Annotated in this window: 17 protein-coding genes; 9 read left to right on the top strand and 8 right to left on the bottom strand. The window is 68.6% G+C overall.

Translation table 11 applies throughout. The annotated features are described in order from the left end of the window. Positions 1–122: 122 nt before the first annotated feature. Positions 123–2,333 carry an ABC transporter ATP-binding protein gene (locus E3O65_RS05085; protein WP_134362752.1) on the top strand — a complete coding sequence of 737 codons (2,211 nt, stop codon included), beginning with the start codon at positions 123–125 and terminating at the stop codon, positions 2,331–2,333. Positions 2,334–2,478: 145 nt separating this feature from the next. Here the strand turns inward: E3O65_RS05085 and E3O65_RS05090 are convergent, their stop codons facing one another. Then, a complete protein-coding gene (locus E3O65_RS05090; protein ID WP_134362660.1) occupies positions 2,479–4,332 on the bottom strand; it encodes a phosphoenolpyruvate carboxykinase (GTP) in 1,854 nt (617 codons plus the stop codon). A 155-nt stretch (positions 4,333–4,487) separates the two neighbouring features. Between E3O65_RS05090 and E3O65_RS05095 the strand changes: the two genes are divergently transcribed. After that, a complete protein-coding gene (locus tag E3O65_RS05095; protein WP_134362661.1) occupies positions 4,488–5,930 on the top strand; it encodes a helix-turn-helix domain-containing protein in 1,443 nt (480 codons plus the stop codon). A 436-nt stretch (positions 5,931–6,366) separates the two neighbouring features. Here the strand turns inward: E3O65_RS05095 and E3O65_RS05100 are convergent, their stop codons facing one another. The 7 genes from E3O65_RS05100 to E3O65_RS05130 form a co-directional block, all read right to left on the bottom strand. Further along, entirely contained in the window at positions 6,367–7,551 is a 1,185-nt protein-coding gene (locus E3O65_RS05100; protein ID WP_134362662.1) for an ABC transporter ATP-binding protein, read from the bottom strand. Further along, the gene (locus tag E3O65_RS05105) at positions 7,548–9,047 is read right to left on the bottom strand and encodes an ABC transporter permease (protein ID WP_198411708.1); all 1,500 of its coding nucleotides are present in this window, start codon (positions 9,045–9,047) and stop codon (positions 7,548–7,550) included. The genes E3O65_RS05100 and E3O65_RS05105 overlap by 4 nt, the downstream gene beginning before the upstream one ends. Positions 9,048–9,201: 154 nt before the next feature. Beyond that, positions 9,202–10,245, bottom strand: a complete 1,044-nt coding sequence (locus tag E3O65_RS05110) for an iron ABC transporter substrate-binding protein (RefSeq protein ID WP_134362663.1) — start codon at positions 10,243–10,245, stop codon at positions 9,202–9,204. Between the two features lie 111 nt (positions 10,246–10,356). Then, complete coding sequence (locus tag E3O65_RS05115; protein WP_134362664.1) at positions 10,357–11,130, bottom strand: SDR family NAD(P)-dependent oxidoreductase; 774 nt, start codon at positions 11,128–11,130, stop codon at positions 10,357–10,359. A gap of 1 nt (position 11,131) precedes the next feature. Beyond that, the gene (locus E3O65_RS05120) at positions 11,132–12,325 is read right to left on the bottom strand and encodes a thiolase family protein (RefSeq protein WP_134362665.1); all 1,194 of its coding nucleotides are present in this window, start codon (positions 12,323–12,325) and stop codon (positions 11,132–11,134) included. Positions 12,326–12,614: 289 nt separating this feature from the next. Beyond that, a complete protein-coding gene (locus E3O65_RS05125) occupies positions 12,615–13,412 on the bottom strand; it encodes a TrmH family RNA methyltransferase (protein WP_134362666.1) in 798 nt (265 codons plus the stop codon). Positions 13,413–13,836: 424 nt separating this feature from the next. Continuing rightward, complete coding sequence (locus E3O65_RS05130) at positions 13,837–14,484, bottom strand: hypothetical protein (RefSeq protein ID WP_134362667.1); 648 nt, start codon at positions 14,482–14,484, stop codon at positions 13,837–13,839. 1,000 nt (positions 14,485–15,484) lie between these two features. On the opposite strand from E3O65_RS05130, the gene E3O65_RS05135 reads away from it, so the two are divergent. The 7 genes from E3O65_RS05135 to hpaD all read left to right on the top strand — a co-directional run bounded on the left by E3O65_RS05135 (position 15,485) and on the right by hpaD (position 23,784). Beyond that, positions 15,485–16,153, top strand: coding sequence for an IclR family transcriptional regulator (locus tag E3O65_RS05135; RefSeq protein ID WP_241985796.1), 669 nt, complete (start codon positions 15,485–15,487; stop codon positions 16,151–16,153). Between the two features lie 270 nt (positions 16,154–16,423). Then, on the top strand, positions 16,424–17,770 hold the full coding sequence (locus tag E3O65_RS05140) for an MFS transporter (protein WP_134362668.1): 1,347 nt from the start codon (positions 16,424–16,426) through the stop codon (positions 17,768–17,770). 31 nt (positions 17,771–17,801) lie between these two features. Beyond that, positions 17,802–19,322 carry a fumarylacetoacetate hydrolase family protein gene (locus E3O65_RS05145; protein ID WP_134362755.1) on the top strand — a complete coding sequence of 507 codons (1,521 nt, stop codon included), beginning with the start codon at positions 17,802–17,804 and terminating at the stop codon, positions 19,320–19,322. Continuing rightward, entirely contained in the window at positions 19,319–20,068 is a 750-nt protein-coding gene (locus E3O65_RS05150) for a GntR family transcriptional regulator (protein WP_241985795.1), read from the top strand. Before E3O65_RS05145 ends, E3O65_RS05150 begins: the two co-directional genes overlap by 4 nt. A gap of 113 nt (positions 20,069–20,181) precedes the next feature. After that, positions 20,182–21,141, top strand: coding sequence for a 4-hydroxy-tetrahydrodipicolinate synthase (gene dapA / locus E3O65_RS05155; protein ID WP_134362669.1), 960 nt, complete (start codon positions 20,182–20,184; stop codon positions 21,139–21,141). A 2-nt stretch (positions 21,142–21,143) separates the two neighbouring features. Then, positions 21,144–22,667, top strand: coding sequence for a 5-carboxymethyl-2-hydroxymuconate semialdehyde dehydrogenase (gene hpaE, locus E3O65_RS05160; protein ID WP_134362670.1), 1,524 nt, complete (start codon positions 21,144–21,146; stop codon positions 22,665–22,667). Positions 22,668–22,707: 40 nt separating this feature from the next. Continuing rightward, entirely contained in the window at positions 22,708–23,784 is a 1,077-nt protein-coding gene (hpaD, locus tag E3O65_RS05165) for a 3,4-dihydroxyphenylacetate 2,3-dioxygenase (RefSeq protein ID WP_134362671.1), read from the top strand. Positions 23,785–23,788: the final 4 nt, after the last annotated feature.

The following is a 23,788-nucleotide window of genomic DNA, read 5'->3' on the forward strand; positions in this document are numbered from 1 at the left end:
CCGACACAGGATGCGGTTAAGCTCATCTGGTGAGTACCCCCAGCAGCCCCCGTTCCGCCGCCCGCCCATCCGCAACCGCCACCGCTGCCGCTCAACCGGCCGGCCGCGGCCGCCTCGGTCGGATGGGGCGCCGCGCCGAAGCCGGAGGGCCCCGCGCGACGTTCAGCCAGCTGGTCCCGTACCTGCTCGAGCACAAGAAGGTGCTCAGCTTCGTCGTCGTTCTCAGCATCCTCGGCGCTCTCGCCAGCCTCGCGCAGCCGCTCCTGGTCAGCCAGGTCATCACCATCGTGCAGGAGGGCGACCCGCTCGGCGGCCTTGTCTGGGCGTTGGTCGCGCTCGTCGTCGTCTCAGCCCTGATCAGCGGCTACCAGCACTATCTGCTGCAGCGCACCGGCGAGGGCGTCGTGCTCTCCAGCCGCCGCAAGCTGATCGGGCGGATGCTGCGCCTCCCGATCAGCGAATTCGACACCCGCCGCACGGGCGACTTGGTCTCCCGGGTGGGCTCGGACACCACGCTACTGCGGGCCGTGCTCACCCAGGGGCTCGTCGAGGCCATCGGCGGGTCGCTTACCTTCGTGGGCGCGCTCATCGCCATGCTCGTCATCGATCCGGTGTTGCTCGGGCTGACGGTGCTGGTGATCGCGGTGTCGGTGGTCACTGTCACACTGCTGTCGCGGCGCATCCGTGCCGCCAGCCTGGCCGCCCAGGAAAAGGTGGGTGACCTCGCCGCCAGTGTGGAGCGCGCCATCAGCGCCGTGCGCACCGTGCGCGCCTCGAACGCCACCGACCGGGAGGTCGCCGCCGTTGAGGAAGACGCCAAGGGTGCCTGGCGGATGGGCATCCAGGTCGCGAAGATCTCGGCGCTCGTCGTGCCGATTGCCGGCATCGCCATGCAGGTGTCCTTCCTGGTCGTGCTGGGCGTGGGTGGCTTCCGCGTGGCCAGCGGCACCATCTCGGTCGCGGACCTGATCGCGTTCATCCTGTTCCTCTTCCTCATGATCGTGCCGCTGGGCCAGGCGTTCGGCGCGATCACGTCGGTGAACGCCGCACTGGGCGCTCTCGGCCGCATCCAAGAGATCATCGACCTGCCCAGCGAGGACCAGTTCGACCGCGACATCGCCCCGCTGGCCATCACGGTCGGCGCCGCCAACGAATCGGTGCGGCCGGATGCCCCGGCGATCTCGTTCGAAAACGTGCAGTTCGGCTACATGGTCGCCCCCGTGGCGAAGGATGCCGCGGCTGCCGCGCCGGATGAAGGCGCCGTCGCGGAGTCGGTTGGGTCTGGGACTGCGACTGCGCCTGGGACTGCGGCTACCGACGATGCCCGCGCCGGCTCAGCCGGCCCAGCCGTCTCGGCCGGGGCCGGTCGTTCCGCTCATACGGCGTCCGACGCTGAGCTCGCCGCCGCGGAGAACGCCATGATCGAGTCCGCCGTCGACCACCCGTTCGTGCTCGAGACGGCCATCGTGGTGCCGGCCGCGCTGGAGACAGCACTGACCGAACCGGATCTCGTCTCAGCCGAACTCGCGGCAGTGGAGCACGCCGCAGCCGCACAGGCCGCGACGGACGCCGCGACGCCAGAGGCCGCACAGGTCGCCGACGCTGCCGACCGCGCGACCGAACGCGCCGACGCCGACGCCGCCGGTGAGCCGCGCCCCGTACTCCGCGGTGTCTCCTTCAGCGCGCCACGCGGAAAGCGCACCGCCTTGGTCGGCCCGTCGGGAGCCGGAAAGAGCACCATTCTCGCGCTGATCGAGCGGTTCTACGACCCGACCGACGGCGTCGTGCGCCTGGGGGGCCTGGACATCCGCACCCTCGATCGCACAGCCCTGCGCTCGCAGATCGGTTACGTCGAGCAGGACGCCCCCGTGCTAGCCGGTTCGCTGCGGGACAACCTGACCCTGTCCACGCCCGACGCCACCGACAAGGAGTGCATCGCCGTGCTGCACGCCGTGAACCTCTCCGAGGTGCTTGAGCGTGACCCCGCCGGGCTGGATGCGGCGGTCGGCGAGTCCGGCGTGATGCTCTCCGGGGGCGAACGCCAACGCCTCGCCATCGCGCGGGCCCTTCTCGCTGCTCCGCCCATCCTCCTGCTGGACGAGTCAACCTCGAGCCTCGACGGCGTCAACGAGCAGAAGATGCGGGCCGCCATCGACGCGGTCACCGTGGACCGAACCCTGATCGTGATCGCGCACCGACTGTCGACCGTGGTCGACTCCGACCAGATCGTCGTGCTCGACCACGGCCAGGTCGTCGGCACCGGCACGCACTCCGAGCTGGTCGCCTCGACGCCCCTCTACCGCGAGCTCGCCAAGCACCAGCTACTCGCCTAGCCGCCCCACGCCCGAACCAATTCGACGGAGATTTTGCATAAATGGGCAGGTTTCAGTCCAGAAACGCTTGTTCCGGTCAGAATCTCCGTCGAATTGGTGAGCGGCACCGCCCGACTCGCAGCGCCCTGCTAAGCGTTGCGCCCTGCTACGCGTTGCGCAGGTTGTAGCGCACGCTGGCGAGCTCGGCGAGCAATGCCGGCGGCACTCGGTCGCCGAATTTGGCGAAGTACTCCTCGGTGAGGTCACACTCGGCCAGCCAGGAGGCCGGGTCGATCGCGAACAGCTGCTCGACATCCGCTTGGGCGAGGTCCAGTCCCTGTAGGTCGAGGCCACCTTTGACCGGGAGGTGTCCGATCGGGGTGTCCACGGCATCCGCAAATCCTTCGATGCGGCGCACGATCCACTCGATCACCCGGGAGTTCTCACCGAAACCGGGCCACAGGAAGCTGCCGTCGGCACCCTTGCGGAACCAGTTCACCTGGAAGACCTCCGGCGCCTTGCTGCCGAGGCCCTTGCCTACCTTGAGCCAGTGCGCCCAGTAGTCGGCCATGTTGTATCCGCAGAATGGGAGCATCGCGAACGGGTCGCGGCGCAGTTCGCCCACCGTTCCCTCGGCGGCGGCCGTCTTCTCGGAGGAGATGGTCGCACCCATGAACACGCCGTGCTTCCAGCTGCGGGCCTGGGCAACCAGCGGCACGTTCGTCGCGCGGCGCCCGCCAAAGAGGATGGCGTCGATCGGCACACCACCGAAGGCCTCCCAGTCGTCGGCGATCGACGGGCACTGCGCGGCAGCGACCGTGAAACGCGAGTTGGGGTGGGCGGCCGGGCGGCCGGAGGCGGGCGTCCAGTCGTTGCCCTCCCAGTCGATCAGGTGGCTGGGGGTGGTCTCGGTCAGACCCTCCCACCACACGTCGCCGTCGTCGCGCAGCGCGACGTTCGTGAAGATCGTGTTGCCCCAGACGGTCGCCACGGCGGTTGGGTTGGTGATCTCGCCGGTTCCGGGGGCCACGCCGAAGAAGCCGGCCTCCGGGTTGATCGCGTAGAGACGGCCGTCGGGTCCAGGGCGGAGCCAGGCGATGTCGTCGCCGATGGTCTCGACCTTCCACCCGGGGATGGTCGGGCGCAACATCGACAGGTTCGTCTTGCCACAGGCCGACGGGAACGCCGCGGCCAGGTGCGACACGCCACCCTCCGGCGAGGTGACCTTGATCAGCAGCATGTGCTCGGCGAGCCAGCCCTCGTCGCGGGCCATGACGGATGCGATCCGCAGCGCGAACGACTTCTTCGAGAGCAGCGCGTTGCCGCCGTAGCCCGAACCGAACGACCACACCTCCCGGGTCTCCGGGAACTGCACGATGTACTTGGTGTCGCTGCACGGCCAGGAGACGTCCTCGCGGTGGACCCCCTCGGCGTCGACCAGCGGGTAGCCGACACTGTGCACGGTGTGCACCCAGGGTGCCCCGCCCTCGATCAGGTGCAGGACCTTCTGGCCCATGCGAGTCATGATGCCCATGTTCAGCACCACGTAGGGCGAGTCAGTGACCTCGACGCCGAGCTGGGAGATGGGACCGCCGAGCGGGCCCATCGAGAACGGCACGACGTACATCGTGCGGCCGCGCATGCTGCCCGCGAAGACACCCTGCAGTTCGCCGCGCATGGCGTCCGGGTCGGCCCAGTTATTGGTGGGGCCGGCGTCGCCCTGGTTGACCGAGCAGATGAAGGTGCGGTCCTCGACGCGCGCCACGTCCGACGGGCTCGTGCGGGCGAGATAGCTGTTGGGGCGCCACTCCGGGTTCAGGTGGATGAGCTTGCCCTCGGCGACAAGCTGCTTCGCCAGCAGGTCGGCCTCGCGCAGCGATCCGTCACACCAGACGATGGCGTCGGGCCGGGTCAGCCGGGCAATCTCGTCCACCCAGGACTGAAGGTTGGGGTCGGTGGTGCCGGTAGCGTTGCGTGACTCGCCCCCGCCGGTCTCTACTCGGGAATTCGCGATGGTCATCTCCTGGCCTTTCGTGGTCAATCCGGCGTGAACCAGCGGTCTGCAGTCATGGAGGGGCGCAAAAATCATCCCCTTCCTCCAGAATGATGCACAAATCGACATTCGCAACGACCGGACCAGGTTAAGAACATCGCTTTTTTAGATATCGTTAAGGAATGCCGACACGCGCCGCTGATTTGATCACCCTGGGACTGCGCATCCGTCATTTCCGCTCTGAACGGGGCTTCACCCTCGACCAGCTCGGCGAGCACGTGGGCATGGCCGGCAGCCAACTCTCCCTGATCGAGAACGGCCGCCGCTCCCCGAAGCTCTCGACGCTGCAGGACATCGCCACGGCCGTCGACGTGCAACTCACCGACCTTCTCAAGAACGAACCGCCGAACAACCGCGCCGCCCTCGAGATCGAACTGGAGCGCGCACAGCGCAATCCGCTCTACGGAGCCCTCGGGCTCCCGCGCGTGAAGATGACCAAGGGCATGCCGCTGGCGGCCCTCGAGTCCCTGCTCGGCCTTCACCGGGAGCTGGCCCGCCGCGCCAGCGAGGCCATCGCCACCCCGGAGGAGGCGCGCCGGGCGAACACGGAACTGCGCGAACGGATGCGCGAACAAGACAATTTCATGCCCGACATCGAGCAGCTCGCCGAGGAGCGGGTTCGGGCATCCGGGCACGTATCGGGTGCGCTCACCCACCGGGAGGTGAGCGTGATGGCCGAGCAGCTCGGTTTCAGCCTCATCTACGTCAACGACCTGCCCGGCTCGACCCGATCGGTCACCGACCTGGTCAACCACCGCATCTACCTCCCGCCGGCGTCCATCCCGGGCGGCCACGGTCTGCGCTCGATGGCCCTGCAAGCGATGGGACACCGGCTGCTCGGGCACGAGCGCCCGGCGAGCTACGCCGAGTTTCTCTGGCAGCGGCTGCAGATCAACTACTTCGCGGCCGCCTGCCTGATGCCGCAGGCGGCATCCGTCGCGTTCCTCTCGCACGCCAAGCGTGAACGCGAGCTCTCGGTCGAAGACTTCCGCGACGCCTTCGGGGTGACCCACGAGGCTGCTGCCCTGCGCCTGACCAACCTCGCCACCTCGCATCTGGACATGCCTCTGCACTTCCTCCGGGTCACCGGGGACGGCGCCCTGCAGAAGGGCTACGAGAACGATGACCTCCCCCTGCCTGCCGACGTGACCGGCTCGATCGAGGGCCAGTTCGTCTGCAAACAGTGGAGCGCCCGCAGCGCCTTCACCCACACCAACCGCACCACCGAGTTCTACCAGTACACCGACACACCCGCCGGAACGTTCTGGTGCGCCACCCAGACCGGCGCGACGGATGCCGGCGAGTTCTCGATCAGCGTCGGCGTGCCCTTCGTGCAGGCCAAGTGGTTCCGCGGCCGGGAGACCACCCAACGGGCAGTTTCCCGCTGCCCGGACGAGTCCTGCTGCCGCCGCCCGGCATCGGACATTTCGGCCCGCTGGGCCGGCAAGGCCTGGCCGAGCGCCCGCCTGCACGCGCATGTGCTGTCGCCGCTGCCCAGTGGAACCTTCCCCGGCGTCGACGACACCGAGGTCTACGAGTTCCTCGAAGCGCACGCCGCCGAGTAGACCAGCCGCGACTACCGCCGCCGCCCGCCGTGCGCCCGCCCGTCGACCGCCCGCCCGCCGCGGCGCGCCGCCGAACCACTTCGACGGAGATTTTCGGGAAAAGGCGGCATTCCGGCCTGTTTGGGCTTGATGTCGGCAGAATCTCCGTCGAATTCGTTCCGGGGCCCGTCACCGTAGGCCTTCACCGGCGGCACGATCCACCGGGTGGCGGAGCGGTGAGCGGTGAGCGGTGAGCGGTGAGCGGTGAGCGGTGAGCGGTGAAACCTACTCGGCCTCGAGCGCATGGCCCCCGGCCATGCTGATGCGCGAGTAAGCCCCTCTCACGTGCCGTGACGTGCCGAGCCCAGCGTCGTCCTCCCAGATTCTTAGTTTTCCGGAGTTCTTCTCACGTCTCGGCGAAGAGTGGAGGGCGTTCAGGGGTCTGGCTGCGGGGCGGTTAGGGGCGTGCGGCGAAGGCCGTGGCGATGCCGCGGGCCGTAAGGCTGACCCGGCTGCCGACGACGGTGCCGATGGTGCCGTGCTGCCGCACGTGCACCAGCGTGCCGCCGGAGCCGTGGGCGGAGCCGGGCACCGCGCCGCCGCCGGAGAACAGGCGCACCGCCAGCTGCACCTCGGGGCCGTAGAAGTCGACCCCTTCGACCCGGCCCGTGCAGGCGACGGATGCAGCGCCATCCGTCACACCGGCCTCGCAATGTTCGACCACGATCTGTTCGGGTCGCAGCATGATGCAGGCGTCGCCGCGCAGGCTCGTGGCAGCCACGGCGACCGTGCCAAGCGCGCAGACGGCGAATCCGTCGGCGATGGTGGCCGGCAGCACGACCGCGTCGCCCAGGAAGCGGGCCGTGAACAGGTCGACCGGCCGCCAGTAGACCTCGCGCGGCGGCCCGACCTGGCAGAGATTGCCGTCGCGAAGCACCGCGAGCTGGTGGGCGAAGCTCATCGCCTCGGCCTGGTCGTGGGTGACCAGAACCGTCGTGATGCCGGCGCGCTCCAGGGTCTCGGCCACGATGTCGCGGGTTGCCGCCCGAAGTCCGGCGTCGAGGGAGGAGAACGGTTCGTCGAGGAGCATCACCCGCGGCCTGCGGGCGAGCGCCCGGGCCAGGGCCACGCGCTGCTGCTGGCCGCCGGAGAGTTCGTCAGGACGACGCTCAGCGAAGTCGGGCTTCAGCGACACCATCTCGAGCAGCTCGCTCACGGCCCGCGCGCGTTGCCGACGGGTGCCGCCGCGCAGCGCCGGACCCAGGCCGAACGCGATATTCTGGCCGACCGTGAGGTGCGGGAACAGGGCACCGTCCTGCGCCACGAAGCCGATCCCCCGCCGGTGCGCGGCCACGGCCACGCCCGGGCCGGCCACGGTGCGACCGAGAACGGTGATGGTTCCCGAGTCGGGCAAGTCGAATCCGCTGATCAGGCGCAACAGGGTGGTCTTGCCTGACCCGGAAGAACCGACCACGACCGTGCGGCTGCCCTGCGGCACCGAGAGAGCGATGTCCTCGAGGATACGGGTGCTGCCGAAGCTCTTGTTGACGCCGGCGAGTTCGATGGCGGCGCCCGACGGCGTGCCCGTCTCGGTGTCTCTGGATAGGTCTATTGCGCCCACGGCGCCTCCCTGGTTGGTCATTGCATGCTCGTCAGCCGGGAGCGGGCGAACAACAGGTAGGTGACCGGCAGGCTCAAAACGATCATCAGCAGGGCATAGGGAGCGGCGCCGACGTAGTTGATGTCATTCACTTTCGACCAGAACTGGATCGCGAGGGTGCGGGTTCCGTTGGGGGCCAGCAGGAGAGTGGCCGTCAGCTCGGTCACGATGCCGAGGAAGACAAGCGCCCCCGCGGCCAGGGCAGACGGTGCGAAAAAACGGGTCGTCACGTGCAGGAACGCGGCGACGGGACGCCTGCCGAGCGACCGTGCGGCCTCCTCCAGCCCCACCGGCACCTGCGCCAGCCCGGCCCGGAGGTTCACCAGCGCACGCGGCAGGAACATCAGCAGGTAGGTCACGATCACCAGCGTCGTGGTCTGGTAGAGCGGCTGAACGAAACGGATGCTGATGGTCACCAGCGCCAGGGCCGTCACGATGCCGGGCAGGGAGCTGGTGAGGTAGTTGACCGACTCCAAGCCGCGGGACAGCCGGCTGGGGTAACGCACCGCGAGGAACGCGATCGGGAACGCGAGCAGACACGTGACCGCGGCGCCGGCGAGGCCGTAGCCCACCGTTTGCAGCAGGGCCTGGGCCAGAACGGGCTCGGTCCACACAGCCGCGCCGCCCTGCGCGAGCCAGCGGATGACGCTCCAGAATGGCACCCCGATCGCCAGGGCGAACAGTCCGCCGAGGAACAGGTAGCCGACCGGCGAAAAGGCGCCGAGGGAGCGCCGGGGAGTGACCCGAGCCACGCCCGAGCCGATGCGGGCGTAGCGTGCGCGGCCGCGAGCACCGGATTCCCCGATCAACAGGAACAGACAGAGCAGCACGAGCACGCCTGCGAGGGCGTTGGCCGCAGGGCCGTTGAATGTGGACCGGTACTGCTCGACGATCGCGGTGGTGAAGGTGTCGAATCGGATCATTGCGAACGCGCCGTATTCGGAGAGCAGGTGCAGGCCCACGAGCAGGGCGCCACCCAGGATCGGCAGCCTCAATTGCGGCAGGATCACACGGAAGAAGACGCCCCAGGCGCTGCTGCCGAGCGACTCGGCCGCCTCTTCGACCGTGGGGTCGAGGCGCCGCAGCGCCGCAGCGCAGGGCAGGTAGACCAGCGGGAAATACGACAGGGTAGCGATCAGGACCCCCGACCAGAGGCCGTTGAGCGACGGGATGGCACTCACCCAACCGTAGCTGTTGACGAAGGCCGGCACCGCGAGCGGCGTGGCCAGCAGCACGGCGAAGACCCTGCGGCCGGGCAGGGAGGTGCGACCGACCAGCCAGGCGGCGGCCACCCCGATCGCCGTCGTCAGAGGTACGGTGATCACGACCAGCCCGATCGTGTTCACCAGTAGCTCGCCGACCCGCGGCCGGAACACGAGCGCCGACAGGGCCGGCCAGCCGGTGAGGAAGCCAGTGACGACGACGTAGCCGAGCGGAAGCAGCCCGAGCAGGGACACGGTGATCGCAGCCGCCACGATGAATGGCGAGGGTCGTTTGCCGACCCGGACCGCGGCATCCGTGCGCCCCGCCAGCCCCGTCACGCCGGTTTCGGCGACGGCTTCGCCAATGGTGCCCGACTCGTCGGGCGCCGGAGTCGCGGTCGAGGGGGCTGCAGGTATCACCAGTTGCAGCCTAGAGGAAACCGGCCTCGGTCATCAGATCGGTGACCGTGGTGCTGTTGAGTTTGGACGGGTCGATGACGGGGGCGTCGAGTTCACTCAGTGGCACGAGCGCGGGGTTCGCGTCGACCGAACCGGAGACGGGGTACTCGAACGACGTGCCCGTCTGCAGGATTTCCTGGCCGCCCTTGCCGGTGATGAAGGCGAGGAACGCCTGCGCTGCGACGGGGTTCTCGCTGGTCTCCAGCACTCCGCCGCCGGAGACGCTGACGAATGCGCCGGGATCCTGGTTCTTGAAGTAGTACATCTCCGTGCTAGAGCTGTTCTCACCGGTGCCGGCTTGGTCGCCGAACCAGTAGTAGTGGTAGATCACGCCGGCGGGGATCTCGCCCGCGTTGACGGCCTTCATCACGGTGCTGTTCCCTTTGTACACGACCGCGTTCTGCTTCATGGCAGCGAGCCAGTCACGGGTGGCGTCTTCGCCCTCGAGTTCGAGGAGGGCGCTGACGATGGCCTGGAAGTCGGCGCCGGACGGCGACGCGGCCCAACGCCCAGCCCAGGCAGGGTCGGCGAGGTCGAGCAGCGAGGCCGGCAGTTCACTCTCGCTGATCAGGCTCGGGTTGTAAGCGAACACGGTCGAGCGGGCGGCGATGCCGGTCCACAGGCCGGTGGAAGGACGATACTGCTCGGGCACCTTCTCAAGCGTGGCGTCGTCGACCGGGGCGAGCAGGTCGGCCTGCTCGACCAAGCTCATCGCCGGGGAGTTCTCGGTGAGGAACACATCGGCTTTGGAGGCGGTGCCTTCCTGCACGAGCTGGTTGCCGAGCTCGGAGTCGCTGCCATTGCGGAGCGTCACGGTGACGCCGGTCTCCGCGGTGAACTCGTCGGCCCAAGCCTGGGTGAGTTCCTCGTGCTGCGCGTTGTAGACGGTGATGGAGCCCGACGGGGTGGCCGAGGTGGAGGTGGCGGATTCGTCGGCGGCGCTGCACCCGGTGGCCCCGAGCAGGGTCACCGTTCCGATAGCGGTAAGCAATGCCCAGCGGCGTGTCAGAATCATCGTGTTACGTGTCCCTACTGTCGACGGGCCAAGCCCGAGTGCTTTGGTAAGCCTATCCTAATATCGAGTGTGATGGCGGGGCTCGAAGGGGATGTACAGGGTGGAGGCCGGTCAGCGGGGCGGCATCCGGATGGCGCCGTCGAGGCGGATGGTGTCACCGTTGAGCATCGGATTCTCGACGATATGCCGCACGAGCGCGGCGAACTCGGCCGGGTCGCCGAGGCGCGCGGGGTGCGGCACCTGCGCCGCGAGGGACTCGCGAACGCTCTCGGGCAGGCCCTGCAGCATCGGGGTGTCGAAGATACCCGGCGCGATCGCCACGACCCGGATCAGCGACCGCGCGAACTCGCGGGCCAGCGGCAGGGTCATCGCGGCGACGCCGCCCTTCGACGCGGCGTAGGCAGCCTGGCCGATCTGACCGTCATAGGCGGCGACCGATGCTGTATTCACAATCACGCCGCGCTCCGGGACCGTGGCGGTGGTCGGCTCGGACGCCTGCATGGCGGCGGCGGCCAGCCGGATCACGTTGAACGTGCCCACCAGGTTGATGCGAATGACGCGGTCGAAGTCGTCGAGCGGCAACGGGCTGCCGGTGCGGTCGACCGTGCGTTGGCCGGGGGCGATGCCGGCACAGTTGACGACGATGCGCAGCGGACCGAGATCGACCGCCTCAGAGACGGCTGCCTGAACGTCTTCGGCGCGAGTGACATCGCCGGGCACGAAGCGCGTCCGCCCGCCGATCGAGGCCGCCGCCCGCTCCCCCGCGGCACCCGGAAGGTCGAGCAGCACGACCGCGGCCCCGGCCTCGGCCAGCGCGGTGGCGGTGGCCAGTCCGAGGCCGGACGCCGCTCCGGTGACGAGGGCGGAGCATCCGTCGATGCGCATCTTAGAGCCGCTCGATGATGGTGGCGTTGGCCATGCCACCGCCCTCGCACATTGTCTGCAACCCCCAACGACCGCCGCTCAGTTCGAGGTGATTGAGCAGGGTGCCGAGCAGCCGCGTGCCCGAGGAGCCAAGCGCGTGGCCGAGCGAGATGGCCCCGCCGCGCGGGTTGAGCAGGGCCGGGTCGGCACCGAGCTCCCGCAGCCAGACGAGCGGCACGGTGGCGAACGCCTCATTGACCTCATAGGCGTCGAGGTCGTCGATGCTGAGTCCAGAGCGTTCCAGGATGCGCCGGGTGGCCGCGATCACGCCGGTCAGCATCAGAAGCGGGTCGCTTCCACTGACCGCGAAACTGTGGAAGCGGGCCCGCGGGTTGAGGCCCAGCTCGGCCGCGCGTTTTGCACTCATGATCAGGGCGGCGGACGCACCGTCGGTCAGCGGGGACGAGTTGCCGGCGGTCACGTGCCAGTCGAGCTGCGGGAACCGGGCGGCGAGAGCATCCGTTCGGAACGCCGGCGGCAGCGCGGCCAGGGAGTCGAGTGTTGTGCCGGGGCGGATGGTCTCGTCCTCCGTGACGACCCGGCCGCCCTGCACGATCGTCGGTCGGAGTTCGCCGTCGAAGTCGCCCCGATCGGCCGCGGCCGCGGCAAGGCGGTGCGAGCGAGCCGCGAATGCGTCGAGCTCGCCGCGGCCGAGTCGCCACTTCTGGTTCATCAACTCGGCCGCGACGCCCTGGTTGACGAGGCCAGCGGGGTAGCGGTCGCGCATCCGCGGGCCATGCGGGTCGTGCCCGGCTGCAGTTCCCCGGGAGCTGCCGAGCGGCACGCGGCTCATCGACTCGACACCGCAGGCAATGACCACGTCGTAGGTTCCGGCCATCACTCCCTGCGCGGCGAAGGTAGCCGCCTGCTGGCTGGAGCCGCACTGACGGTCGATGGTGGCGCCCGGAACCGAGTCGGGGAAGCCCGCGCTCAGCAGTGCGGTGCGGGTCACGTTGTAGCCCTGCTCCCCGACCTGGCTGACGCAACCGCCGATCACGTCGTCGACCAGGGCGGGATCGAGCCCGTTGCGGGTGACCAGTTCGCCTAGCACACCGGCCAGAAGGTCAGCGGGGTGCACGCCCGAGAGGGCGCCGCCCGGCTTGCCTCGACCTGACGCGGTGCGCACGACATCGACAATGACAGCCTCGTTGCTCATGACCTCAGCCTAAGCTTCCGGTGCCACTGTGGCACTGAGCGCGCGGGAGCGTGTGGCGCGGCGGGGTGGGCGGCGCGGTGCCGGTGCGGGCGCGGTGGGGCGGGGCGCGAGTGCGAGTGCGAGCCCGCGTAGCTGGGTGTGTGGCCGTGCATGGGGCTAACTCAGGAGATCCGGTGCGGAGTCCGGCATCCGGGGCATCTCGCCGCACTGGTTCGGGGCCTGGCGGAACATTCCTAGTGAATCTCCTGAGTTGGCCACAGGTCTGGTTGGCTGGCCGGGTGTTATGGCGTCAGTTGGAGAGCGCCCACATCGCGACGGCGCTGGCGGCGGCCACGTTGAGCGAGTCGATGCCGTGCTTCATCGGGATCTGAACCACGCTGTCGGATGCCGCGAGCGCATCCGGGGTGAGCCCGTCACCCTCCGCACCGAGCAGCAGCGCCAGCCGCTCATGCTCGTGGCCGGGGAAGTCGCGGAGACTGACGGCATCCGTCGTCAAGGCCAGCGCAGCGAGGTGAAAACCGTGCCGGGTGAGCAGTGCACGGGTGCTCGGCCAGTCGCCGACGCGGGTCCAGGGCACCTGCAGGACGGTGCCCATCGAAACGCGGATGGCGCGGCGGTAGAACGGGTCGGAGCAGCGCGGGGAGACGAGGATCGCGTCGGCGCCGATGGCCCCGGCGGAACGGAAGATCGCGCCCACGTTCGTAGGGTCGGACACGTTTTCGAGGATCACGATTCGACGGGCGCCGGCGAGCAGTTGATCCGGGTCGGGCAGCTCGGGCCGATGCATCGAGGCGATCACGCCGCGGTGCAGAACATACCCGGTGAGCTCGGCGAGCAGTTCCCCGGGGCCAACGAATATGGGCACGTCGCCGCCGACGAGATCGTGGGCTTCATCGACGGTGTTGCCGAGGGCGAGTACCGAACGGGGACGGTGTCCGGCGTGCAAGGCCCGCTTGAGGACTAATGCCGATTCGGCTATATACAGTCCCTGCTCGGTGCCGCGAGCCTTTTTGAGAGCAACATCTGTGAGGTGTGCGTAGTCCACGAGACGCGGATCGCTGAGGTCGCTGATCTCGATGACGGGCACCCGCCCAGTCTATCGCGGGGGCAGCACTGGGTCTCGGGCGTGCATCCTGCGCGCTGAAAGCCCCGCTCGCGGCTCGGTTGAGCACAACTCCTGCACTTCGGTCGGGGGCGGATTCGCCGCCCCCGGGGACCCCAGGCAACAGCACCACTTGGCCCACGACGTGTAGGAGTTCTGCACGTTGGCCGCCTCTGCCCTGGGGCTAACTCAGGAGATCCGGGCGGCGGCGGACAGTTGTCGACCAGAACGCTGCAGCAAGCTGCGGATGCCGCGGCTCTTCTCCTGAGTTAGCCACACGACGAGGGTGGTAGGGGAGCACCCCTACCCGTTTCTGCGGGGGTTGTTGGCAGCGCAGGCGGGCCAGTCCTCTCAGTGGAAATATCCCTGACTGCCCTGCGCTCACGCCGGGGCGGGGTTCGGCTCGTTCTCAGCCACCCACCAGCGGTAAAAACATGCCCGCCGCCATCAACGTCATCGCCACGGCCATGCTCAGATGCTGGGCTGACTCCAGCCGGAGCGTCGCCGAAGCGGGCTCCATCCCCTGCGGGCGGCGCGCCGACCGAACGGAGCTGAATGCGACGGCCACGGATGTCGCGACCACCAGCACTACCAGCCCGGCCGGCAGCAACCGGACATTGGAGGACGCCAGCGCGTGCCCGACGTGCGCGCCGTTTCCCGCGGCTGGCCCGGCCGCTGCGGTTATGGTTCCGGGTGCGGTTCCAGCTATGAAAGCGGTGGCGGAACCCATCGCCGCGCCCGCCGGTGACAGCATTACGGCCCACATCACCGCCATCAGTAGCAAGGAGGTGGCGTGGTGCGCCGCCAGTCTGCGGTGAGCCCGGTCGAGCAGAGCCAGTAGGGCCGACCCGATCAGCAGCCCTGCCCACGCTAGGGGCCCGAGCAGTCGCAGAGCGGGCAATACCATGTCGGCGCAGGAGACGGCCATGACGATCATGGCGGGTGCCGCGACCAGGGTTCGGCCCAACATCCGGAGCCCGGAGAGCGAACAGGCCACACCCAATCCGGCCGCCGCAACCGCGGCGAACGGGCACGCGGACACCCAGATCGCATTCATATCGGCTCACGATATGCCGGCCTGGCCCGCACGACTTGCCTGTCGGCGCACGGATGCGCGGCGGGAGCGCACGGATGCGCAGCGGGAGCGCACCCCGAGGTGGCCGCACCCCCGGTGGCCAACTCAGGAGATTTGACGCGGTGGGCGCATTTGGCGTGCGCTCGGAGCCACTAGTCCGGACCGATTCGGTCGCTCCCCTCAGGGATCTCCTGAGTTGGCCACCATGCCTCCGACCTACCTCTTGCAATTCGGTGAGAAAGCCGGTGCACACCCCCGGAATTCGCGGAGACACGGTCCGGCCCTCACTATTTGCAGGAGCTAGGCACGCAAAACGCCAGGATAAGAGAATTAGAGGCCGGACGGCCGGACGGCAAGGCAATACGAGACGGCCAGGCACTGCGGGACGCCCAGGCACTGCGGGACGGCAAGGCACTACGAGACGGCAAGGCACTACGAGACGGCAAGGCACTACAAGGGCCAGGCACTACGAGACGGCCAGGCACTGCGGGACCAAAGCTGCGAACCCAGTCGGGCCGGGGTTGTGTGGCTAACTCAGGAGAAGCACCGCGGCAACAACCGGCCACCGCGCTGGTTCGGGCGACGGATGCCGAGCGGCACCCGGATCTCCTGAGTTGGCCACATGCTTCGGAAGTAAATCCGGGGCGACCCCCTGGGGCCGAACCGACGATGCGAGAATGGCTCCGTGGTGACGTCAATAGGCAGGATGAGCGGTGCGAGGGAGCCGGGGGCGAGCGAACCCGGCGCAAACAGTGCGAAGAACGCGAACAGCGCAAACAGTGCGAACGGCGCAAACGGCGCAATCGGGGCAAGCAAGCCCAACACGAGCAACGCAACCGGGGCAGGCAAGCCCAACACGAGCAACGCAACCGGGGCAGGCAAGCCCAACACGAGCAACGCAACCGGGGCAGGCAAGCCCAACACGAGCAACGCAACCGGGGCAAGCGAGCCCAACGCGAACGGCGCGCCGCATTCGCAAACGTTGTCGCGGGGCATTCGTGTGCTCGAGATCCTTGCCGACTCCGACCAGGCCATGAGCATCGCCAACGTGGCCGCCGCCCTCGGCGTGCACCGTTCCATCGCCTACCGAATTCTGCGCACGCTGGAGGACCACGGAGTCGTGATCCGAGATACCGCGGGCGCCATGCGCCTCGGCCCGCGGATGGCCGCACTCGCCCGCGGCGTCGCCCGCAGTCTGCAGACCGCCGCCCTGCCCGAGCTCACGAGCGTCGCAAACGAGCTGGGAATGACAGCCTTTGTGACCATGCTGGACCGGGCGGAGGTCGTGACCCTGGTCAGCGTGGAACCACGGCAGGCACATGCAACGGTGGCGCAACGGCCGGGAACGCGGCATCCGTTGGGCCTGGGCGCGCCCGGAATAGCCATCCAGTCGCTGCTCACGGCAGCTCAATGGTCACAGCTCGGTGACGAAGAACGCCGCAGCGAGGCCGCCGAGGTGCGCACGCGCGGCTTCGCCACCAGCCACGACGAGGTCATCCCAGGGCTGGCTTCCGTGGCGGTGCCACTCTCCGTGCCCGGCGAGGCACCCGCTGCGCTGGCGGTCGTCTATCTCGGCAGCGGGCAGAGTGCCACCACGATCGGCGCCCGACTCGTGACGGCCGCGTCCGCAATCGCGGCCGATCTGCGCTGAGCGGCGCCTCAACCACCACGCGAGCCGCAAGCCCGGCCCACCCGAACCGCGAGCCCAACCAGACCCGGCCCACCCGAACCGCGAGCCCAACCAGACCCGGCCCACCCGAACCGCGAGCCCAACCAGACCCGGCCCACCCGAACCGCGAGCCCAACCAGACCCGACCCACCCGACCCACCCGACCCTGTAGATAATATACGATCTGTGATACCGTTTCGGAATCGCGCTACACCGCGCCGCAACTCGCAGGGAGATACAAAGGGGTATTCCATGGCATTGACGACCGACCGCACCACAGCTAAAACCGTCACCCGGCGGGAAGAACGCCGGGTCCTGGCCGGCACGATGGTGGGCACCACGATCGAGTGGTACGACTTCTTCATCTACGCGCAGGCCGCCGGTCTCGTGCTCGCCGGTCTGTACTTCGCCCCGCTCGCCGACGACAACGCCGGGCTGGCACAGCTGATCGCCTGGGCCTCCCTCGGCATCAGCTTCCTGTTCCGTCCGCTGGGCGCGATCGTGGCCGGCCACCTGGGTGACCGCCTCGGCCGCAAGGCCATGCTGGTGCTGACCCTCGTCATCATGGGTGCCGCCACGGCACTGATCGGCCTCCTGCCGACCTTCGATCAGATCGGCGTCTGGGCGCCTATCCTACTCATCGTGCTGCGCATCCTGCAGGGCTTCTCCGCCGGCGGCGAGTGGGGTGGCGCCGCCCTGATGTCCGTCGAGCATGCCCCGGTCGCCAAGCGCGGCTTCTTCGGCGCCTACCCCCAGATCGGTGTGCCGACCGGCCTCATTTTGGCCACCGGCGTCATGCTCCTGGTGACCAGTTCGATGAGCGACGAGGCCTTCCTCGCCTGGGGTTGGCGCATTCCGTTCCTCGTCTCCGTGCTGTTGATCGTGGTCGGCTTCGTCATTCGCCGCTCGGTCGACGAGAGTCCCGTCTTCAAGGAGATGCAAGACCGCAAGAAGGAATCGGCCGCCCCGCTCCGCCAGTTGTTCACCACCCACTCGCGCCAGGTCATCCTGACCGCGCTGATCTTCATCGCCAACAACGCCGCGGGCTACCTGCTGATCGCATTCTTCTCCTCCTATGCCACCAAGCCCGTCGAGGCCGGCGGCCTGGGCATGGAACGCTCCCCCGTGCTGCTCGCCAGTACCATCGCGGCGGTGTTCTGGCTGGCCTCGACGATGTACGGCGGGATGCTGTCCGACAAGATCGGACGCATCCGCACCTTCCAGCTCGGTTACCTCTGGCTCTTCGTCTGGGCCGTCCCAATGTTCCTGCTCATCGATACCGGCGACATCCTCTGGTTCGCGGTGGCGCTTGTCGTTCTGGCCAGCGGGCTCGGCTTCTCCTACGGCCCACAAGCAGCGCTGTACGCGGAGATGTTCCCCGCACAGGTGCGCTACTCGGGTGTGTCCATCGGCTACGCGCTCGGTGCCATCCTGGGTGGGGCTTTCGCACCGCTGATCGCGCAGCTGCTCCTTGACAAGACCGCCTGGTCGCCGTCGATCGGCATCTACATCATGGTGCTGGCTACGATTTCCTTCGTAGCCGTCTCCCTGGTGAAGGAAACCCGCGGGGTCCCGCTCGGGATCTCCCAGCACGATTAGAAAGCTGCCCCTCATGCCGAATCCGACCTCCATGGGCGCCGCGAGCGTCAGCACTGACAGCACCGGCACCACGCCGCTGCTCGTCACGCCGGGCAAGATCATCGCCGTGCACCTCAACTACCCGAGCCGGGCTGCTCAGCGCGGCCGCACGCCGGAGCAGCCGTCGTACTTCCTCAAGCCGGCGTCGTCGCTGAATTCCAGCGGCGCCCCGGTGGAACGCCCAGACGGATGCGAGCTGTTGGTGTTCGAAGGCGAGATCGCCCTGGTGATCGGTCGCCGCACCCGCGGCGTCTCGCCCGAGGAAGGCTGGGCGGCGGTCTCGCACGTGACGGCCGCGAACGACTTCGGCGTGTACGACCTGCGCTCCGCCGACAAGGGCTCGAACCTGCGCTCGAAGGGCGCCGACGGCTTCACTCCCGTCGGTCCGACGATGCTTTCGAGCGCCGGGCTCGACCCGGCGGCCCTGCGTATCCGCACCTGGGTCAACGGCACACTCACCCAGGAGGACACGACCGCCGACCTGCTCTTCAGCTTCGGTCGGCTCGTCGCCGACCTCTCGCAGCTGCTCACCCTCGAGCCCGGCGACCTGATCCTCACCGGCACGCCGGCCGGATCGTCGGTCGTCGTGCCCGGCGACACCGTCGAGGTCGAAGTGGATGCCCCGGGCACCCCCGGCGCGCCCGGCACCGGCCGCCTCGTCACCCCGATTCGCCAGGGCACGGTGCCGTTCGGCGCGTTCGGCGCCGGCCCGCAGATCGACGACCTACAACGCACCGAAGCGTGGGGTTCGGCGGAGGCGGCCGGGCTACAGCGGGCATCCGTTACCGCACCGAAACCCGAACCGGCGCCCTTCGCCCTCACCGAGAAGCTGAAGGCCCGGATCAACAGCGTCGGCACCGCCACCCTCAGCGCCCAGTTGCGCAAGCGCGGGCTCAACTCAGTGTCGATCGACGGCCTGGGCTCGACCCGCCCGGCGACCCGCCTCGTGGGACGGGCCCGCACCCTGCGGTACGTCCCGGCCCGGGAGGACCTGTTCGAATCGCACGGCGGCGGTTACAACGCGCAGAAGCGCGCGTTCGACTCGCTCGGGCCGGACGACGTGCTCGTGATCGAGGCCCGCGGCGAGCGCGGCACGGGCACGGTCGGCGACATCCTCGCCTTGCGCGCCCAAGTGCGGGGCGCCGCCGGCATCGTGACGGATGGCGGTGTGCGCGACCTCGCGGCCGTCGCCGCCCTGGAGATCCCCACCTACCACGCCGGACCGCACCCTGCCGTGCTCGGGCGCCGCCACGTTCCGTGGGACACCGACCTGACGGTCGCCTGCGGCGGGGCATCCGTGCAGCCCGGCGACGTGATCGTCGGGGACGCCGACGGACTGCTCGTGATGCCGCCGCACCTGGTCGAGGAAGTGGTCGCCGCCGCGATCGTGCAGGAGCGCGAGGAGACCTTCATCGCCGCGATGGTCGCGGCCGGGCACGGCGTCGACGGGCTCTACCCGATGAACGCAGAATGGAAGGCCCGCTATGGGGTCTGGCAGGAGGAGCAGGAATGACGGTTTCGATGGGAACACCGGTCGGGGCAGACGCGTCCACGAGCGAATCGACGGTCGGCACCGGCTCGTCCACCGCAGCGGTGAACGCCTCGCTGAGCAAGGCCCAGCTCGCACACCAGTGGATCCGGGCGCGCATCACCGACGGCAGTTTCAGCCCGGGCTACCGCCTGGTGCTGGGCCAGATCGCCCGGGAAATCGGGGTCAGCACCGTACCGGTGCGGGAGGCCATCCGTCTACTGGAGGCGGAAGGCCTGGTCACGTTCGAGCGCAACGTCGGCGCGCAGGTGGCCATGCTCGACGCCACCGAGTACACCCACACGATGCAGACCCTGGCCCTCGTCGAGGGCTACGCCACGGCCCTCTCGGCGCCGCGGCTCGACGCGGGCACGCTGCTGCGCGCCCGAGCGATCAACACAGAGATGGCCGGATGCCTGCACCACTTCGACCCGGTGCGCTTCACCAGCCTGAACCGCGAGTTCCACTCGGCCCTGTTCGAGGCCTGCAGCAACGCCCACATCCTCGACCTGGTGCAGCGGGGCTGGAGCCGGCTCGGCACGCTGCGTGAATCCACTTTCAGCTTCGTGCCCGGCCGGGCACACGAGTCCGTCGCCGAGCACACCGCCCTGCTCGACCTGATCGAGAACGGGGCCGATTCGCTGCAGATCGAGCTCGCCGCTCGCGAGCACCGGCTCGGCACCCTTACCGCGTTCCTCGCCCAGCAGCACACCCCCGCCCCCACCCTCTAAGTTGCCAGTCCCGCAACTGTTCGCGTAACGAACGACCGTTGCCCGCACACCGGGACAGTTGCCCGATCGGGCAACAGTCGCGAACGCATCCGTTGCCTTCGAAAGGAAGAACAATGAAGTTCCGCACCGACCCAAGCCAGATCAAGGGCTCCATCGCACCCCTGATGAGCCCGTTCACGGCCGACGGCGCCGTCGACCACGCCGGCCTCACCAACCTCGTCAACTGGCAGCTCGCGTCCGGCACGCACGGCATCTCGCTCGGCGGCTCCACGGGCGAGCCCAGCTCCCAGACCATCGCCGAGCGCGCGGCCGCGATCCGCACCGTGGCCACCGCGATCGACGACCGGGTGCCGTTCATGCCCGGCACCGGCTCCGCCAAGCTCGACGAGACCCTCGAGCTCACCGCGGCGGCCCGGGATGCCGGCATCGATGCCGCCCTGGTCATCACCCCCTACTACGCCCGTCCCACCCAGCAAGCCCTGTACGTCTGGTACAAGACCGTCGCCGAGGAGTTCCCGGACCTGCCGATCGTCGCCTACAACGTGCCCAGCCGCACCGCCGTGGATATCGCCCCGGAGACCATTGCCCGCCTCTACCGCGATTTCGACAATTTCGTCGGCGTCAAGGAGACCACGAAAGACTTCGAGCACTTCTCCCGGGTGCTGCAGCTCTGTGGCCCTGACCTGCTGGTCTGGAGCGGAATCGAGCTGCTCTGCCTGCCCCTGCTGGCTCTCGGCGGCGTGGGCTACATCAGCGCCACGAGCAACATCGCCCCGGTCGCGCACGTCGAGATGTACAACGCGTGGATGGCCGGCGACATCGAGACGGCCCGTCGCATCCACTACGGCCTGCACCCGCTCGTCGACCTTCTCTTCGTCGAGACCAACCCGGCACCGGGCAAATGGGTGCTCGAACAGCGCGGCCTGATCGAGAGCGGTTTCGTGCGCCCGCCATTGATCACCCCGACGGATGCGGGCATCGCCACCATGAAGACGCTCCTGTCCGCGGGCGAACAGTATCTCTCCCCCGTCGACGGCTTCACGGTCGCCGGCTTCACCCCGAAGGCGGCCTGACCATGACCGAGAACGAGACCGCAACCACACCGCGCAGCCGGCACGTGCCGGAGAACCTGCCGACCGTCATCCAACACTTCATCGGCGGCCGGTTCGTCGACAGTGTCTCCGGCGCCACCTTCGACGTGCTCGACCCGGTGTCGAACCAGACCTACGCCACCGCCGCGGCCGGCCAGAAGGAAGACGTGGACCACGCTGTCGCCGCCGCGACCGACGCTTTCGTGAACGGGCCGTGGCCGGGCATGAAGCCGCGCGAACGGTCCCGCATCCTGAACCGGATCGCCGACGCCGTCGAGGCTCAGGATGCCCGCCTCGCCGAACTCGAGACGTTCGACACCGGCCTGCCGATCACCCAGGCCCTCGGCCAGGCGAAGCGCGCGGCCGAGAACTTCCGCTTCTTCGCCGACCTGATCGTGGCGCAGACCGACGACACCTACCAGGTGCCCGGCAGCCAGATCAACTACGTCTTCCGCAAGCCGGTCGGCGTGGCCGGACTGATCACCCCATGGAACACCCCCTTCATGCTGGAGAGCTGGAAGCTCGCCCCCGCGCTGGCCTCCGGCTGCACGGTCGTGCTCAAGCCGGCCGAGTTCACGCCGCTGTCGGCGAGCCTGTGGGCCGAGATCTTCCGCGAGGCCGGACTGCCCGACGGGGTGTTCAACCTGGTCAATGGGCTCGGTGAGGAGGCCGGTGACGCGTTGGTCAAGCATCCGGATGTCCCCCTGATCTCGTTCACGGGCGAGACCACCACGGGCCAGACCATCTACCGCAACTGCGCCGCGAACCTCAAGGGAATGTCGATGGAGCTCGGCGGCAAGTCCCCCGCCGTGGTCTTCGCCGACGCCGACCTCGAGGCCGCACTGGACTCGACCCTGTTCGGGGTGTTCTCGCTCAACGGCGAGCGGTGCACGGCGAGCAGCCGCATCCTGGTCGAACGCCCCATCTACGACGAGTTCTGCGCGCGCTATGCGGCCCGCGCGAAGAACATCGTGGTCGGCGACCCGCACGACCCGAGAACCGAGGTCGGCGCCCTCGTGCACCCCGAGCACTACGCCAAGGTGATGAGCTACGTGGAGATCGGTAAGGGCGAGGGTCGCCTGCTCGCCGGCGGCGGACGCCCGGAGAACCTTCCGGAGGGCAACTACGTCTCCCCGACCGTGTTCGCAGATGTCGCCCCCACGGCCCGCATCTTTCAGGAGGAGATCTTCGGACCGGTCGTGGCGATCACACCGTTCGACACCGACGCGGAGGCCCTCGAGCTGGCCAACGGCGTGAAGTACGGCCTGGCTGCCTACATCTGGACCAGCAACCTCACTCGGGCGCACACCTTCGCCCAGTCGATCGAGGCCGGCATGGTCTGGCTCAACTCGCACAATGTGCGGGACCTGCGCACCCCGTTCGGCGGGGTCAAAGCCTCGGGCCTCGGCCACGAGGGCGGCTACCGCTCGATCGATTTCTACACCGAGCAGCAGGCCGTGCACGTGACCCTCGGATCGGTGCACACCGCCCGCTTCGGCGCTCACTGACACTCACCCACACGCACTGAAACTCAATGAGGAGGATTCCATGACCAGCACCCCCATCCCCACGCCCACCGCGACCCCGCCGGACATCCTGCGCTGCGCCTATATGGACATCGTCGTCACCGACCTTGCCCGCTCGCGCGCGTTCTACGTGGATGTGCTCGGCCTCGTCGTGACCGAGGAGAGCGACACCGAGATCTACCTGCGCAGCTTCGAGGAGTTCATCCACCACAACCTGGTGCTGCGCCAGGGCCCCGTGGCCGCGGTCGCCGCGATGGCGTTCCGCGTGCGTGCCCCCGAAGACGTCGGTCTGGCCGAGTCCTGGTACCAGGAGCTCGGCTGCCGCACCGAACGTCGCACGAACGGTTTCGTGAAGGGCGTCGGCGACTCCGTGCGCGTCGAAGATCCGCTCGGCTTCCCGTACGAGTTCTTCTACTCGGTCGACCACGTCGAACGCCTCGCCTGGCGTTACGACCTGCACGGCCCCGGCGCCCTCGTGCGCCTGGACCACTTCAACCAGGTCACGCCCGACGTGGGCCGTGGCCGCGGCTACCTCGAGGACCTCGGCTTCCGCGTCACCGAAGACATCCAGGACGAGGACGGCGTCACGTACGCGGCCTGGATGCGCCGCAAGGACACCGTGCACGACACCGCCCTCACCGGCGGCGACGGCCCGCGGATGCACCACATCGCCTTCTCCACGCACGAGAAGCACAACATCATCTACATTTGCGACAAACTCGGCGCCCTGCGGATGTCCGACGTGATCGAGCGCGGTCCCGGACGCCACGGCGTCTCGAACGCGTTCTACCTCTACCTGCGCGACCCCGACGGCCACCGGGTGGAGATCTACACTCAGGACTACTACACCGGCGACCCCGACAACCCCGTCGTCACCTGGGACGTGCACGACAACCAACGCCGCGACTGGTGGGGCAACGCCGTCGTGCCGAGTTGGTACACGGATGCCTCGCTGGTGCTCGACCTCGACGGCAACCCTCAGCCGGTCATCGTCCGCACCGAGTCCAGCGAGATGGCCGTCACAGTCGGCGCCGACGGGTTCTCGTACACCCGCAGGGACGACGTGGAGCACGGCTTCAAACTCGGCAACACGCTCTGATCCC

Source organism: Cryobacterium breve (genome assembly GCF_004402375.1).
GTDB lineage: Bacteria > Actinomycetota > Actinomycetes > Actinomycetales > Microbacteriaceae > Cryobacterium > Cryobacterium breve.

Excerpts from the sequence above, each read along its gene's own strand:
- E3O65_RS05085 (WP_134362752.1), top strand. The coding sequence starts at position 123 with ATGGGGCGCCGCGCCGAAGCCGGAGGGCCCCGCGCGACGTTCAGCCAG.
- E3O65_RS05090 (WP_134362660.1), bottom strand. The coding sequence starts at position 4,332 with ATGACCATCGCGAATTCCCGAGTAGAGACCGGCGGGGGCGAGTCACGC.
- E3O65_RS05095 (WP_134362661.1), top strand. The coding sequence starts at position 4,488 with ATGCCGACACGCGCCGCTGATTTGATCACCCTGGGACTGCGCATCCGT.
- E3O65_RS05100 (WP_134362662.1), bottom strand. The coding sequence starts at position 7,551 with ATGACCAACCAGGGAGGCGCCGTGGGCGCAATAGACCTATCCAGAGAC.
- E3O65_RS05110 (WP_134362663.1), bottom strand. The coding sequence starts at position 10,245 with ATGATTCTGACACGCCGCTGGGCATTGCTTACCGCTATCGGAACGGTG.
- E3O65_RS05115 (WP_134362664.1), bottom strand. The coding sequence starts at position 11,130 with ATGCGCATCGACGGATGCTCCGCCCTCGTCACCGGAGCGGCGTCCGGC.
- E3O65_RS05120 (WP_134362665.1), bottom strand. The coding sequence starts at position 12,325 with ATGAGCAACGAGGCTGTCATTGTCGATGTCGTGCGCACCGCGTCAGGT.
- E3O65_RS05130 (WP_134362667.1), bottom strand. The coding sequence starts at position 14,484 with ATGAATGCGATCTGGGTGTCCGCGTGCCCGTTCGCCGCGGTTGCGGCG.
- E3O65_RS05140 (WP_134362668.1), top strand. The coding sequence starts at position 16,424 with ATGGCATTGACGACCGACCGCACCACAGCTAAAACCGTCACCCGGCGG.
- E3O65_RS05145 (WP_134362755.1), top strand. The coding sequence starts at position 17,802 with ATGGGCGCCGCGAGCGTCAGCACTGACAGCACCGGCACCACGCCGCTG.
- E3O65_RS05150 (WP_241985795.1), top strand. The coding sequence starts at position 19,319 with ATGACGGTTTCGATGGGAACACCGGTCGGGGCAGACGCGTCCACGAGC.
- dapA (WP_134362669.1), top strand. The coding sequence starts at position 20,182 with ATGAAGTTCCGCACCGACCCAAGCCAGATCAAGGGCTCCATCGCACCC.
- hpaE (WP_134362670.1), top strand. The coding sequence starts at position 21,144 with ATGACCGAGAACGAGACCGCAACCACACCGCGCAGCCGGCACGTGCCG.
- hpaD (WP_134362671.1), top strand. The coding sequence starts at position 22,708 with ATGACCAGCACCCCCATCCCCACGCCCACCGCGACCCCGCCGGACATC.